The sequence below is a fragment of the Mesorhizobium sp. genome (genome assembly GCF_017306585.1).
In the GTDB taxonomy this organism is placed as follows: Bacteria; Pseudomonadota; Alphaproteobacteria; order Rhizobiales; family Rhizobiaceae; genus Mesorhizobium.
Genome location: NZ_JAFKIC010000288.1, coordinates 1 through 12,814, shown reverse-complemented (window position 1 = coordinate 12,814; position 12,814 = coordinate 1). Strand labels below are relative to the sequence as shown.

At 64.3% G+C, this 12,814-nt stretch carries 13 protein-coding genes and 1 pseudogene; 8 read left to right on the top strand and 6 right to left on the bottom strand.

Annotation, left to right across the window (positions count from 1 at the left end; translation table 11 throughout):
• From J0I79_RS32825 to J0I79_RS32810, 4 genes are all read left to right on the top strand, one after another.
• The coding region (locus J0I79_RS32825; protein WP_292869620.1) for a LysM peptidoglycan-binding domain-containing protein at positions 1 to 364 on the top strand (364 nt) is incomplete at its 5' end.
• Between the two features lie 121 nt (positions 365 to 485).
• Positions 486 to 833 carry a metalloregulator ArsR/SmtB family transcription factor gene (locus J0I79_RS32820; RefSeq protein ID WP_292869618.1) on the top strand — a complete coding sequence of 116 codons (348 nt, stop codon included), beginning with the start codon at positions 486 to 488 and terminating at the stop codon, positions 831 to 833.
• Positions 834 to 859: 26 nt separating this feature from the next.
• Complete coding sequence (locus J0I79_RS32815; protein ID WP_292869616.1) at positions 860 to 2,743, top strand: ABC transporter ATP-binding protein/permease; 1,884 nt, start codon at positions 860 to 862, stop codon at positions 2,741 to 2,743.
• Between the two features lie 94 nt (positions 2,744 to 2,837).
• Positions 2,838 to 3,185, top strand: coding sequence for an antibiotic biosynthesis monooxygenase (locus J0I79_RS32810; RefSeq protein WP_292869614.1), 348 nt, complete (start codon positions 2,838 to 2,840; stop codon positions 3,183 to 3,185).
• Here J0I79_RS32810 and J0I79_RS32805 read toward each other — a convergent pair.
• Both J0I79_RS32805 and J0I79_RS32800 read right to left on the bottom strand, forming a co-directional pair.
• Positions 3,182 to 4,036: an SMP-30/gluconolactonase/LRE family protein gene (locus tag J0I79_RS32805; protein WP_292869612.1), complete on the bottom strand. Its 855-nt coding sequence runs from the start codon at positions 4,034 to 4,036 to the stop codon at positions 3,182 to 3,184. The two genes, J0I79_RS32810 and J0I79_RS32805, sit on opposite strands and share 4 nt — an antisense overlap.
• Before the next feature lie 92 nt (positions 4,037 to 4,128).
• Positions 4,129 to 4,845 carry a lysozyme inhibitor LprI family protein gene (locus J0I79_RS32800; protein ID WP_292869610.1) on the bottom strand — a complete coding sequence of 239 codons (717 nt, stop codon included), beginning with the start codon at positions 4,843 to 4,845 and terminating at the stop codon, positions 4,129 to 4,131.
• Positions 4,846 to 5,049: 204 nt separating this feature from the next.
• On the opposite strand from J0I79_RS32800, the gene J0I79_RS32795 reads away from it, so the two are divergent.
• Together J0I79_RS32795 and J0I79_RS32790 are read left to right on the top strand one after the other, a co-directional pair.
• The gene (locus J0I79_RS32795; protein ID WP_292869608.1) at positions 5,050 to 5,748 is read left to right on the top strand and encodes a phosphatidylserine decarboxylase; all 699 of its coding nucleotides are present in this window, start codon (positions 5,050 to 5,052) and stop codon (positions 5,746 to 5,748) included.
• A gap of 75 nt (positions 5,749 to 5,823) precedes the next feature.
• Positions 5,824 to 6,570 (top strand): phosphatidylcholine/phosphatidylserine synthase, encoded by a 747-nt coding sequence (locus J0I79_RS32790; RefSeq protein WP_232375702.1) that lies wholly within the window; start codon positions 5,824 to 5,826, stop codon positions 6,568 to 6,570.
• Positions 6,571 to 6,600: 30 nt separating this feature from the next.
• On the opposite strand, the gene J0I79_RS32785 is transcribed toward J0I79_RS32790, so the two are convergent.
• Both J0I79_RS32785 and J0I79_RS32780 read right to left on the bottom strand, forming a co-directional pair.
• Entirely contained in the window at positions 6,601 to 8,823 is a 2,223-nt protein-coding gene (locus J0I79_RS32785; RefSeq protein WP_292869606.1) for an AMP-binding protein, read from the bottom strand.
• Positions 8,824 to 8,922: 99 nt separating this feature from the next.
• Positions 8,923 to 9,330 (bottom strand): 4-oxalocrotonate tautomerase family protein, encoded by a 408-nt coding sequence (locus J0I79_RS32780; RefSeq protein ID WP_292869604.1) that lies wholly within the window; start codon positions 9,328 to 9,330, stop codon positions 8,923 to 8,925.
• A 113-nt stretch (positions 9,331 to 9,443) separates the two neighbouring features.
• Here J0I79_RS32780 and J0I79_RS32775 point away from each other — a divergent pair, with 113 nt between their 5' ends.
• Positions 9,444 to 10,307 carry a LysR substrate-binding domain-containing protein gene (locus J0I79_RS32775; RefSeq protein WP_292869602.1) on the top strand — a complete coding sequence of 288 codons (864 nt, stop codon included), beginning with the start codon at positions 9,444 to 9,446 and terminating at the stop codon, positions 10,305 to 10,307.
• A gap of 164 nt (positions 10,308 to 10,471) precedes the next feature.
• On the opposite strand, the gene J0I79_RS32770 is transcribed toward J0I79_RS32775, so the two are convergent.
• Both J0I79_RS32770 and J0I79_RS32765 read right to left on the bottom strand, forming a co-directional pair.
• A complete protein-coding gene (locus tag J0I79_RS32770; RefSeq protein WP_292869600.1) occupies positions 10,472 to 11,380 on the bottom strand; it encodes a DMT family transporter in 909 nt (302 codons plus the stop codon).
• 54 nt (positions 11,381 to 11,434) lie between these two features.
• A complete protein-coding gene (locus tag J0I79_RS32765) occupies positions 11,435 to 12,322 on the bottom strand; it encodes a DMT family transporter (RefSeq protein WP_292869598.1) in 888 nt (295 codons plus the stop codon).
• Positions 12,323 to 12,551: 229 nt separating this feature from the next.
• Here J0I79_RS32765 and J0I79_RS32760 point away from each other — a divergent pair.
• Positions 12,552 to 12,814: pseudogene (locus tag J0I79_RS32760) on the top strand (OsmC family peroxiredoxin); the annotation flags it as partial.

Genomic DNA, 12,814 nt, shown 5'->3' with positions numbered 1-12,814 from the left:
GGCCGTTGCTGCTGCGCCGGCCGACACGAAACCGGCCGCGCCAGCCACTGAGGCCCCGGCCGTTGTCGCGGCCGCCACGCCGCCAAGCGACGTGCCGGAGGTCGTATCGCCCAAGCTCGAACATGCCGACGGAGCCGTGATCATCCGTCGTCATGATACGCTGTGGCGCATTTCGCGGCGGGTTTACGGTCATGGCGTACGCTACTCGACCATCTATCTCGCCAACCAGGACCAGATCCGTGATCCCGACCGCATCTGGCCGGGGCAGGTGTTCAAGGTCCCGGAAAAGTCGAAGGAAGGCGAAGCCGCCGATCTGAAGGCAATGGGCGAGCAGGCAACGACGGCGCCGACCAAGACCAACTGATGCAACGCCGGGCTCCCCTCGGTCCGTCCTGAGGGGAGCCTTGGCTGTGCGTGCTTAAGTAAAGCTCTGCCCATAAGGGTAGCTTGCCGCCGGCCGGGTCATCGTTTATCGGCGATGGACGATGACCGAATCCCTTCAAGACTCCGGCGATCCATGCCGTTCGCCGCAGGCTGCCGCAGCCGACAGCCGCGCCGTTGCCACCCGGCTGGCGGCACTTTCGCACCCGGCTCGGATCGAAATCATAAAACATCTCTCGGCCAGCGATTCCTGCTGCTGTCGTGAGGTCGTCGACCGGCTCGACCTGGCCCAGTCGACCGTGTCCCAGCATTTGAAGATCCTGGTCGAGGCGGGCCTGGTCCGCTTCGAGCCCGATCGCCAGCGTTCGCGCTACGCGGTCGACCGCGAGGCACTCGCCGAAACTTCGGCGTCGCTCAACGCGCTCGTCACTTCCTGCTGCCCAGGCCGCTGACCCCTCTCACCCAAAAGGCAAGAAAAGTGGTCGAAAAAACCGTCTCCGCCGATACCTCCACCCTCACGACCTTGCGCAATCTGTGGCCCTATATGTGGCCGGCCGATCGTGCCGATCTCAGGGCAAGGGTGACCTGGGCGACGCTGCTTCTGGTCGTCGCCAAGGTGACGCTGGTCGCCGGTCCGTATTTCTTCAAATGGGCGACCGACGCGCTGGCCGGCGGTTCAAAGACGCCGCCGCCGCTGCCGTCCTTCCTGCTTGCTCCCGTCATGCTGGTCATTGCCTACAATGTGCTGAGGCTCGTTCAGCTTGGCTTCAACCAGTTGCGCGACGCGCTGTTTGCCCGCGTCGGCCAGCATGCGGTGCGCCAGCTTGCCTTCCGCACCTTCGTCCACATGCACCAGCTGTCGCTCCGCTTTCACCTGGAGCGCCGCACCGGCGGCCTGTCGCGCATCATCGAGCGCGGCACCAAGGGCATCGAGACCATCGTGCGCTTCATCATGCTGAACACGGCGCCGACCATCCTCGAATTCGCGCTGACAGCAGGCATATTCGGCTTCACCTATGGCTGGAAATACGTGGCCGTGGTCGCGGTCACCGTCTGGCTCTATGTCTGGTTCACGGTCAAGGCCAGCGACTGGCGCATCTCCATCCGCCGCGACATGAATGACAGCGACACCGACGCCAACACCAAGGCGATCGACTCGCTGCTCAATTTCGAAACGGTCAAGTATTTCACCAACGAGCGCATGGAGGCCGATCGCTTCGACCGCTCGATGGCGCGCTATGAGATCGCCGCAACCAAGACCTGGACCTCGCTCGGCTGGCTCAACTTCGGCCAGGGCGTGATCTTTGGCCTGGGTACCGTGGTGGTCATGTGCATGTCGGCGCTGGAGGTGCAGGCCCATACGCAGACGGTCGGCGATTTCGTCTTCATCAATGCCATGCTGGTGCAGCTCTCCGTGCCGCTCAACTTCATCGGCTTCATCTATCGTGAAATCCGGCAGGGGTTGACCGACATCGAGCACATGTTCGACCTGCTCGACGTGCCTCAGGAGATCGTCGACAAGCCCGACGCGAAACCCCTGGCGGTAAGCGCGGGCAAGGTCGAGTTCCGCGACGTGCATTTCTCCTACGATCCCAATCGCAAGATCCTGAAGGGCATCTCCTTCGAGGTGCCGGCCGGCAAGACGGTGGCGATCGTGGGGCCGTCGGGCGCCGGCAAGTCGACCATCTCGCGGCTTCTGTTCCGCTTCTACGATGTGCAGGGTGGCCAGGTGCTGATCGACGGGCAGGACATCAAGGATGTCACACAGGAGAGCCTGCGCGCGGTGCTCGGCATGGTGCCGCAGGACACCGTGCTCTTCAACGACACCATCGCCTACAACATCCGCTATGGCCGTGTCGGCGCCAGCGAGGAGGAGGTGCGCAAGGCCGCCGAACTCGCCCAGATCGGACCATTCATCGAAAAGCTGCCCGAGGGTTACAAGTCCATGGTCGGCGAGCGCGGCCTGAAGCTTTCCGGCGGCGAGAAGCAGCGCGTGGCGATCGCCCGTACCATCCTGAAGGCGCCGCCGATCCTGATGCTCGACGAGGCGACCTCGGCGCTGGACAGCCACACCGAGCAGGAAATCCAGGCGGCGCTCGACCTGGTCAGCAAGGGCCGCACCACCATCGTCATCGCCCACCGGCTGTCGACGGTGATTTCGGCTGACGAGATCATCGTGCTCAAGGACGGCCAGATCGCCGAGCGCGGCACGCATGTCGACCTGATGCGCAAACACGGCCTCTACGCTTCGATGTGGGACCGGCAGCGCGAGGCGACCGAGGCCGAGGAGCGTCTGCGCATCGCCCGCGAAAGCGACGAACTGGGTGTCGTGGTGCGCAGGCGCACGTCGGAGGTATCGTAGCTCAAAGAAATCCCTTGACCTCAACTTAAGTTGAGATTGTAGACCGTCGATCGAGAGCCGGAAACAGCCTTGTCGAGGACGGGTACCAATGGATATGAGCTTTACGAATCAGAACGTTAATGGCGGCAGCGTGTTCAGGGTCGACAAATTCGTCGTGCCCGCCAGCGCTCGCGAGGAAATCCTCGCCAAGGTGAAGATGACGCATGAGCTGCTGCGGCTTCAGGAGGGCTTCGTGCAGGATTTCCTGCTCGAACAGTTCTCAGGCCCGGGCGAGTTCAATTTCGTCACCATCGTCGAATGGGAAAGCCAGGCCGCCGTCGACAATGTGGTGCCCATCGTCAAGGCCGCGCATGAACGCGTGGCCTTCGATCCGAAGGAGACGATCGCTCGTCTCGGCGTACGGGCCGACATCGCCAACTATCAGCGGGTTCCAAGCCTCTAGCCGGGCCAGCCGACGCGAGGTGCGGGGGCTGCAATGCCGAGCACCTGGCCGGTCCTGATATCGCTGACCATATGCTCGAAACCACGCCATTCGGCGGCGGTGATGAACAGTGTTTGCTTGTCGGCGCCGCCCAGCATGCAGGCAAAGCAGCCGCGATCGACGGTAACGGTCCGCAGCACCTCACCGCCTTCGCGTACCCGTACGCAATGCTTTTTGGGTACGTCCGCGTACCAGGCCGCTCCTTCGGCATCGAGGCAGATGCCGTCGGGATATCCATCGAGTTCCGCCCAGACGCGGCGGTTCGACAAGGTGCCGTCAGCGGCGATGTCGAAGGCGGTCAGGCGGTTGGCATGGGATTCGGCAACAATCAGTGTCTTGTTGTCCGGGGTGATCGCCATGCCGTTGGCGAAGGCGATGTTCTCGGCCACTTGCCGGACCGCGCCATCCGGGGTGATCAGCACGATGGTTCCCGGACCGAAATGCTGGCCGGGAGCCGGCGCCGGACCGCCGCCATTGACATAGATGTTGCCGCGCCCGTCGACGACGATCTCGTTCCACGGGCTTTTCGACAGTTCGCGCAAATCGGCGTGGGTAACGAGCTTTCCGTCGGCTTCCCGCCGCAGCAACAAGCCTTCGCGGCCGCATATGACGAGCAGCCTCCCGTCAGGCAGCCAATCGATGGAATAGGGAAGGATAGCCGGCACGGTGAGCATGATCTCGCTGTTGCCGTCGCCGGTCACGGCTACAATCTCCCCTGTGCCCCAGTTGCAGAGCCAGAGGCGTCCGTCATGCCAGCGCGGCGATTCTCCGAAGGCGAGGCCTTCCATGACAAGATCAGGTGATGTCTGCATGATCGGGAGCCTCCGTTTGAGCATCGACAGCCTCCGCGGCTGCGAGGCGTTCTCACCAAGGACGGACGATGACGCGGTTCGCCGACAGTGGCCTAAGGTTTTTGGCTCGGAAAGAACGTTCCATCGGCATGGCCGTTGGCGCCGCAGGATGGCGGCTCCGAACTGTCGTCCTTGCCGGCGCCGCTCTGCTCGACGACAAGTGCATCGCCGTCGCGGCGGAAGGTAAAGACAAATCCGGTCGGCTTGTCCTGGTCGTCGGTATCGACCAGCCGTAACTGCTTGCCCGCCTTGACGGTGCCGCCGATATCGCATGTGCCACTGCCCGAAACCGGATTGGCGACGTCCTCCGAGACGTCGAGCTTGCCGGCGCCCGACACCTTGATCTCGACCGTGCCGCGGATGCTGGCCCAGGTGCCGACAAAACCTGTGTCCTTTGGCTTGCGGATGCCGGTCAGGAAGGTGGCGCGATCGCGCATGAATTCGCCTAGATCGGTTGTCTGCTGATCCTTGGGCGTGTCCTGATTGAAGTCGGCGATCTGGTCGCGATAGCTGACGAAATCGCTTTGGTCGTCGCGCAGAGCCTTGCCGGCGCGCGGGTCCAGCATTTTGAGCGCCGTGGCGTATTTCCCTGCGATGTCGGCATCGGCCTGCGCCAGGGTCGGATCGGCGCAGATGGCCTTTTCGGCGGCACTGGTGGCCTTGCCGCAATCGAAGGATGGTTTGTTCTGCGCCAGCGCATGGCCGCACAAGGCAGGCATGGTGGCCGACACCAACGCGACAACGCCGATACGGGATCGCCAGCTTTTCATGGAATTTTCTCCCACCCGCCGGAAATTCTGACGGCAATGAGACTGGCACGCAAGCCGGTCCCGGCTTCACGAAATGCGGAGCGTGCGGCTGCTCGAAGGTTGGCGGACCAATGTCCGTCCATCCGCGCCGCCGATTGTCGCGTTGCGGGCAGGGGGTCTTTCGGCTATTGAGGCCGGACCTGAAACAGGGACCGCCCCCAGCCCATGAGCCTTGTCGACACGGTCAAGAACGCGTTCGTACCGATCCATCGTGAAGGCTATCCCTTCATTGCCGCCTTTGGCGCGGCGACGCTCTTCCTTGGCTATTTCTCTTCGATCCTGTTCTGGATCGGCCTGATCCTGACGGCCTGGTGCATCTACTTCTTCCGTGACCCGGAGCGCGTCACCCCTGTCGACGACCGGCTGGTGGTCAGCCCCGCCGACGGCATCATCTCGGCCGTCGGCCCGGCGCTGCCGCCGCGTGAGCTTGGCCTCGGCAATGTCGAGATGACCCGCATCTCTGTCTTCATGAACGTCTTTTCCTGCCATGTGAACCGGGCTCCCGTGCGCGGCCGTATCGCCAGGATCGAGCATCGGCCCGGAAAATTCCTCAACGCCGAACTCGACAAGGCCAGCACCGAGAACGAGCGGAACGGCCTGGTCATCGAAAGCCCCAATGGTACGGTCGCCGCTGTCCAGATCGCCGGTCTGGTCGCGCGGCGCATCGTCTGCTGGGCCGAGGCCGGCGGCTCGATCGGCACCGGCGAGCGTTTCGGCCTGATCCGTTTCGGCTCGCGCGTCGACGTTTTCCTGCCCTTGACCGCCACGCCGCGTGTCGCCGTTGGCCAGACGGCTGTCGGCGGCGAGACCGTGCTGGCCGAATTCGGCGGCATCGCCGGCACTCCGCTGGTCAGGATTTCCTGAGCAGTGGGCGCGCCGTTCAAGAAATTCGAGGCCCATGCCAGCGGCGGTCCGCGCATCCGCGAGATTCCGATGCGCATGGTGTTGCCCAACCTCGTCACCGTGCTTGCCATCTGCGCCGGGCTGTCCGGCATCCGCTTCGCCTTCGAGAACCGCTTTGAGACCGCTGTCGTCATGGTGCTGCTCGCCGCCTTCCTGGACGGCATAGACGGGCGACTGGCGCGGATGCTGAAGGCGACGTCCAAGTTCGGCGCGCAGATGGATTCGCTGGCCGACATCGTCAACTTCGGCGTGGCGCCCGCGCTGGTGCTCTATGCCTTCCTGCTCGACCGCGCCGGTTCGCCGGGCTGGATCGCCGCACTCCTCTTCGCCATTGCCTGCGGGCTGCGGCTCGCCCGTTTCAACGTGCTCGACGACGAGAAGGCCGAACGTCCGCTTTGGCAATCGGAGTATTTCGTCGGTGTGCCGGCGCCGGCGGGCGCCGTGCTGGTCATGCTGCCGCTCTATCTGTTTTTCCTGCGGCTTGGACTGGAGCCCAGCCGTCCGGCCGCCTTCGTCGCCACCGGCTTCACCATACTGGTCGCCTTCCTACTGGTCAGCCGCTTGCCGGTCTATTCCGGCAAGAGCGTCAAGATTCCCGGCGACAAGGTACTGCCTGTAATCCTGGCCGTCGTGCTCTATGTCCTCCTGCTGATGACCTATCCCTGGTACACGCTGACGGCGTCGGTCGCGGGTTATCTGATTTTCCTGCCGTTTTCCGTGCGCGCCTATTCCAAGCGCGCCAAGCTGGAAGGCGAGAAGGTGCCGCCTTCGGATATCGGGTAGGGTTGTCGCTGCCTTGCGTGGTGGCGCGGATCAGGCCGCCACGCCCAATCCCAGCCTGTCGATCGCCAGCTTTCTCGTCGAGATATAGTCGGTCTTGCCCGACCCGAGCACGGGGATTTCCTCCACCTTGACGATGTCGTTCGGCACCATCAGCTCGGCGGCGCCGGCCTTCTTGCCGAACTGGCGCAGCTCTTCGGGATTGGCGTCGTCGGCGGTCGTCACCAGCACGATGCGCTCGCCGCGCCTCTTGTCCGGCACTGCAACGGCCGCGTGGCGCTTCTCCGGCCACAGCGACTGCACCAGCATCTCGACCGCGCCCAGCGACACCATCTCGCCGGCGATCTTGGCGAAGCGCTTGGCGCGGCCGCGAATGGTGATGAAGCCTTCCCGGTCGACCGCGACGATGTCGCCCGTATCGTGCCAGCCGGTCAGCGGCTGCAGCTCACCGGGCCGGTCCGCGGTCATGTAGCCCATCATCAGGTTGGGTCCGTCGAGCCACAATTGCCCGGCGTCCGCTATGCCTTCGACCGGTTCCAGCTTCATGCGCATCGCCGGCAAAAGCCGCCCGACTGTGCCATCACGGCCATGGATGGCGGTGTTGACGGCAACCACCGGGGCGGCCTCGGTCAGCCCGAAGCCTTCGACGATCTCGGCCTGGAAGCGTTCGCGATAGACGCGGCGCGTCTCCGGCTTCACCGCCTCGGCGCCGGCCACGACGAAGCGCAGGCTGGAGAAGTCGCCGTCCTTGGCGGTACGCGCGTAGTTGGCGAGGAAGGTGTCGGTGCCGAACATGATGGTCGGCTTCACCTTGCGCGCGATCTCGGGGATGATCTTGTAGTGGAGCGGCGAGGGATAGAGGAAGAGTTTTACGCCGGTGACCAGGGGCAGGATGGTGCCGCCCGTCAGGCCGAAGGAATGAAATACCGGCAGCACGTTGAGCAGGATGTCGGCCGGCGAGATGGTGATGCGCGCCTCCGCCTGCATGGCATTGGCAAGCAGGTTCTTTTGCGACAGGACCACCGCCTTCGGCGTGCCCTCCGAACCCGAGGTGAACAGGATAACCCCGGGCTTGGCCGCGTCCTGCCGTTGCAGGGGCAGGCGCCACAGTAAGGCGGCGGCGAGCTTGTCCAGCGTGGTTACGCTTTCCCGCAGGTCTTCCAGCCACAGCAGCCTTGCGCCGCCCTTTTCGACGGCCGAAACGATGTCGGCAAGGTCGGCCTTCTCGACGAAGGCCCGCGAAGAGATGACGGTGCGGATCACCGCCGTGCGCACCGCCGCCGTCACGCTCGCCGGGCCGGCGGTATAGTTGATCATCGCCGCCACACGCCCTGCCGACAGCAGCCCGACGAGGGACAGAACGACGCCATTGGCATTGGGCAGCATCACGCCCACCGCTTCGCCCGGGGCCGTGACCGTCTCGAAGCGCCGGCCCAGCACACGGGCGCCGATAAACATCTTGCGGTAGCTCAGCGCGCCCGAGATGACGTCCTCGACGATGGGATGCGAGGCGCCGACGCGATTGGCGGCATCGCGCATAGCCAGGAACAGGCCGCGGTCGAGATTGGTGCCGAAAAGCCTGGCCTCGGCGACGCGGTCGAACAGCGCATTGGTGTTGGAGGCCTGGTCCGGGTTGCGCGCCACCAGTTCCGCGATCGTCATCGGCTCGAGCGCGCTGATCGATAGTTGCGGAAACCAGCGCCTCGGCGCCTTGTCGGCCGGTGTCAAGGATACGGGCAAGCCGCGCGCCCCGGCGACGAAGATCGGCACGATGCGCGCGTCTGCCTGCATGGCGATGCGGGTGACGGCGCGAAACAGGCGAAACGCCTTGATGTCGGGCTCGACGGCGTCCGGCATATAGACGGCAAGCCGCCCCTTGCCCTTCAGCACGCGCACCAGCCGGCGGCTGACGAAGACATGTTCGGCGTTGAAGGCGATGGTGCGGCCAAGTTCGCGCCAGGGTTCCAGCCAGGGCGACCGCGCCGAGACCTCGTCGAGTATGTGCAGCGTGTCGTCAGGCAGCAGCGAAAGCATCAGCGCCGGCTCGAAGCGGGACTGATGCGAGATGACGTAGATCACCGGGGCCGGCGCCTTGCGCGCGATCCTGATGCGGTTGTCGTTGATCCGGTAGGCGAGCTTGAAGGGCACGTAGAGGAGCGCCTGGGTGAAACGCAGGCCGAGGCGGAATTTTTCCACCGCCCCGATGAGCAGCCAGGCCACAACGAGACCCGCAAGCAGCGCCAGTGTCAGGACCATGCCGCATCTCTCCCAACGATATTATCGTAGCGGCTCTTTGCGGCCACTTCGGCCAGAACCTAGACGATGTGGGAGCAAGGTCAATGCGCGAAGGGGGCGTCATGCTGCCTTCAAGCGCCCGCTAATGAAGCGGAACTCCTGCGTCTTGCCGCCATAGCCATAGGCCGCTGCCGGCACTTCATGCACGAAGGCATAGCTTTCCTCATGCACACCGCCCAGCAGCCTGCCGAGGGCCTCGAAGATCGCCTTGAGGTAAGCCTCCAGCTCCAGCTTGGTGTTGGTGCCGTCGACCACCTTGATATCCAGCCAGAATGTGTTGGTGCCATGCTCGGCCAGCGACTTGCCGCCGGCGAACCAGTGCTGCGGGTCGATATAGGATATGGCTATGGCCGTGATCGTCGGGTCCTTGCGCAACTGCGTCGCGGTGATCTCGGTCACCTCCCTGGCAATGCGGGCGGACAAGGCGGCGTCAGGCTTGCCGGTGACGCTGATGTTGATGATGGGCATTTTTCGTCTCCTTGGTTTTGGCGGCGCTTGATCGCCGTTGGAGAGATCATGTCATCATCTATTGGTCAAAAAAATCGAATTGTTTTCAAATAACGATTCGATAAGATCGAATTATGGATACGCTCGATCCGGATCTGCTCAGAACTTTCCTCGCTTTCGTCGATAGCGGTTCGCTGGCGCAAGCGGCTTCAAGCGTCGGTCGTTCGCCTTCGGCCGTGACCACCCAGATGCAGCGGTTGGAGGAGATTGTCGGCGAGCCGCTGCTGGCGCCGCAGGGCAGGGGGCGCGGCCTGACGCCGGCCGGCGAGGACCTCGTCGGTCATGCCAGGCGTATTCTCGCCGTCCACCGCGAGGCATGGCTGGCGCTGAAGGGCGCGCGGGCCGCCGGACATGTCGCCATCGGTACGACACAGGATTTCGCCGACAGCGGCCTTCCGGACTTGCTGCGCGCCTTCGCCACCAGCCATCCGCGTGTCAGGATCGAACTGCGGGTCGGCCGCTCCGCCGAGCTGGCGCAGGCGCTGCAGGGCGGCGGCCTCGACCTGGCGATCATCATGCGCCAGACCGCGGCGCCGGACGAAGTCGCCGTGTTGCGCGAGCCGATGGTATGGCTCTGGTCTCAGAAGGGGCTGGCCTCGCGGCAGGAAGAACTGCCGTTGGCGCTGCTCGATCCCTATTGCGGTTTTCGCGCGGCGGCACTTGCTACGCTCGATGCGGCGGGCCGTCGCTATCGAATAGCCGCCGGCAGCGCCAGCCTGGCCGGTCTGCGCACGGCGGTGAATGCCGGCGTTGCGCTGACGCTGCGAACGCCGCGCTTTGCCCATTCCGGCATTGTCGAGGCGCCGCGCGAGCTCGGCTTGCCGCCCGTTCCGGTGGCGGAATTCGCGATTCGGTTGCGGCCGGGAGCCGACGCACCGGCGCGGGATCTGGCAGCATTGCTCGGCGGCAACCTGGCCCTGTCTGGGGCGCTTGCGTGATTGGACCGGCCCTGGACCGGCCGCCTCCGCAACCGCAAAGAAAAAGCCGACCTTGCGGTCGGCTTGGGAGTAGGACGGGCCTGGGGTTTGGGGGGACTTGGGGGGTGGCCCGTCGCACCAATAATGTCTCAATCCGATGATGGTTCCGTGACTGTGTCACTTTTTTAAGAAATATTTGAAGCCGTGCGTTGGGAGCGGGCGAGCATCCAGTCCCGGCCGGCATGCGCGAACACCGCGCAGAGCACGATCGCGCCGCCTATCATGCTCGCTTCCGGTGCGATCTCACCCAGGAACAGGAAGGCAAACAGGATCGCGAACGGCACTTCGGCCGAGCCGAGCAGTCCGGATTCGGCGGCCGGGATGAGGCGTGCGCCTTCCGTCCACAGAATGGACGACAGGGCGAAGGACGCGCCGAAGGTGACGAGCAGAACGGCATCCCTCGATGAAACCGCGAGCGGATCGGTGACGAACCAGCCGAGCAGGAACAGCAGGAAGGCCGAGACCGCGCCGGCCCAAACCACGGGCGTGTCGCGAAAAGCCCGCACCATGATCATATAGAGGCCGCTGCCGATGGTCATCAGCAGCGCCAATCCGTCGCCGAAGAGATGACCGGTGCCGAAACCGGACCAGACCATGATCGCCACGCCGCACAGCGACACCGCGGCCGCGACCATGGTCTGCATGCGGAAGGGCTCTCGTGTCAGGATCCAGGCCAGAAGCGCCGTCACGAAAGGCGCCGTGGCATAGATGACCGCGACATTGGCGACGAAGGTGAACTTGAACGCCGAGATGAAGGCGATGCTGGCCAGCGCCCCCTCCACCGCCAGCAGCCAGCCGCGCCAGCCGAGCCGCAGGCTTTCGCGCCCACCGGAGCGGCGGCGGCGCCACAGGACATAGAACGAGATCAGGATCGAACCGACAAAGCCGCGCCAGCAGATGATGGTCAGCGGGTCGGCATGGATGGATTTGGTCAGCACGCCGGTCAGGGCGAAGACTGCGGCGGAGCACGACACGAGGATAATCCCCAGCGTGCGCTCGGCGGTCGTATCGGTTGTGGCTGTCACGTCAGTCATGGCGCCAGCCTACGCTGCTGCGTCCTGACATCGTAGTGTCAGTAATAATGCGCCTCATGACCGCTTTCGAAAATGTTCGCCGCCGACGATCAGCAGCCCTGCGCCGATAATGAGGGCGGCGCCCAGGAAAACTTCCCGTCGTGGCACGTCGCCCCAGATCGCGTAGCCGAGCGCGAATGCCCACAAAAGCGAACTGTACTCAAGCGGCGCCAGGATCGAGGCCGGCGTGCGCTTCATGCCTTCGAACAGAAGATATTGCGCCAGGCCACCGAGCGCGCCGACGCTGGCAAGCAGAAGCAACTGAGGCCAGCCCGGCATATGCCACCAGAGCAGCGCGGGCACGGCCGAGAACACCAGGAAATAGAAGTTGTTGAGGACGAGCTGGATCATCGAGCGTTCCCTGAGCGCCGTCTTGCGCAGCAGCACGATGGCGATGGCCCACAAAAGAGCGGCCGCCAGCACCAGGAGCACCGGCACGGACAGGCCGAGATGAGTGGGATCGCAGGCGACGAAGACACCGGCAAAACCAACCAGCACCGCCAGCCAGCGCAAAACAGGCACTTTTTCGCCAAGCAGGAACACGGAAAGCACGGTGACGATGATCGGGGCCGCGTAGTAGACGGTGGTCAGTTCCGCCAGCTGCAGGCTGCGGGCGGCGTTGTAGTAGCAGAGCCAGGCGGCGAGCGTGAAGGCGCTGCGCAGCAGCATGGGCCGTACGATCGGCGAGCGCACCGTGTCGGCAAAGATCTGCCGGCCGCCGATCGCGGCGCAGGCGCCGAGAATGGTAATGCTGCGGAAGAACATGATCTGCCACACAGTCATCCCGCCGACCAGCAGCTTGATCGAGGCGTCCTGCGTCGAAAACAGCAAATAGGCCGCGCCGGTCAGCAGGATACCGGCGAGAACCCTTTCGCGAGTTTCGAGAATGGCGACATCGGCCATAGGAGTGCGACCAGGATTGCGGGAAGCGGCACAATGCCGCGAGGCATAACAGAAGAGGTCCAGCCGGGCAGGCCTTGGCCCAACCTATACGGGCGAAACCCGGCTTGGAGCTAAGCCAGTCCCGAGCTTGCGTTGGGGCAGGGATGACGCCTTGATTCCGGCCGACAATCGGCACTTATATCTGTTGCAAGCCGCATCCTTGGCTGGCCATGCACAGATGAGGAACGATATGGATGCCACCGACCTGAAGGCCATGCAGGCGCCGCTGAAGCAGACCTATCGCGACGACGCTTCGCAGGCGCTGATCACCCTTAAGGCGAAAGGCTCGATCGACGATCAGTCGATCGCATGCAAGGTGGAGACGGGCAGGGCCCTTGCGGTCGCCGGCCTGCACCCGGCGACCGGCGGCTCCGGGCTCGAGCTTTGCTCCGGCGACATGCTGCTCGAGGCCCTGGTGGCCTGCGCCGGCGTGACCTTGAAGGCCGTGGCGAC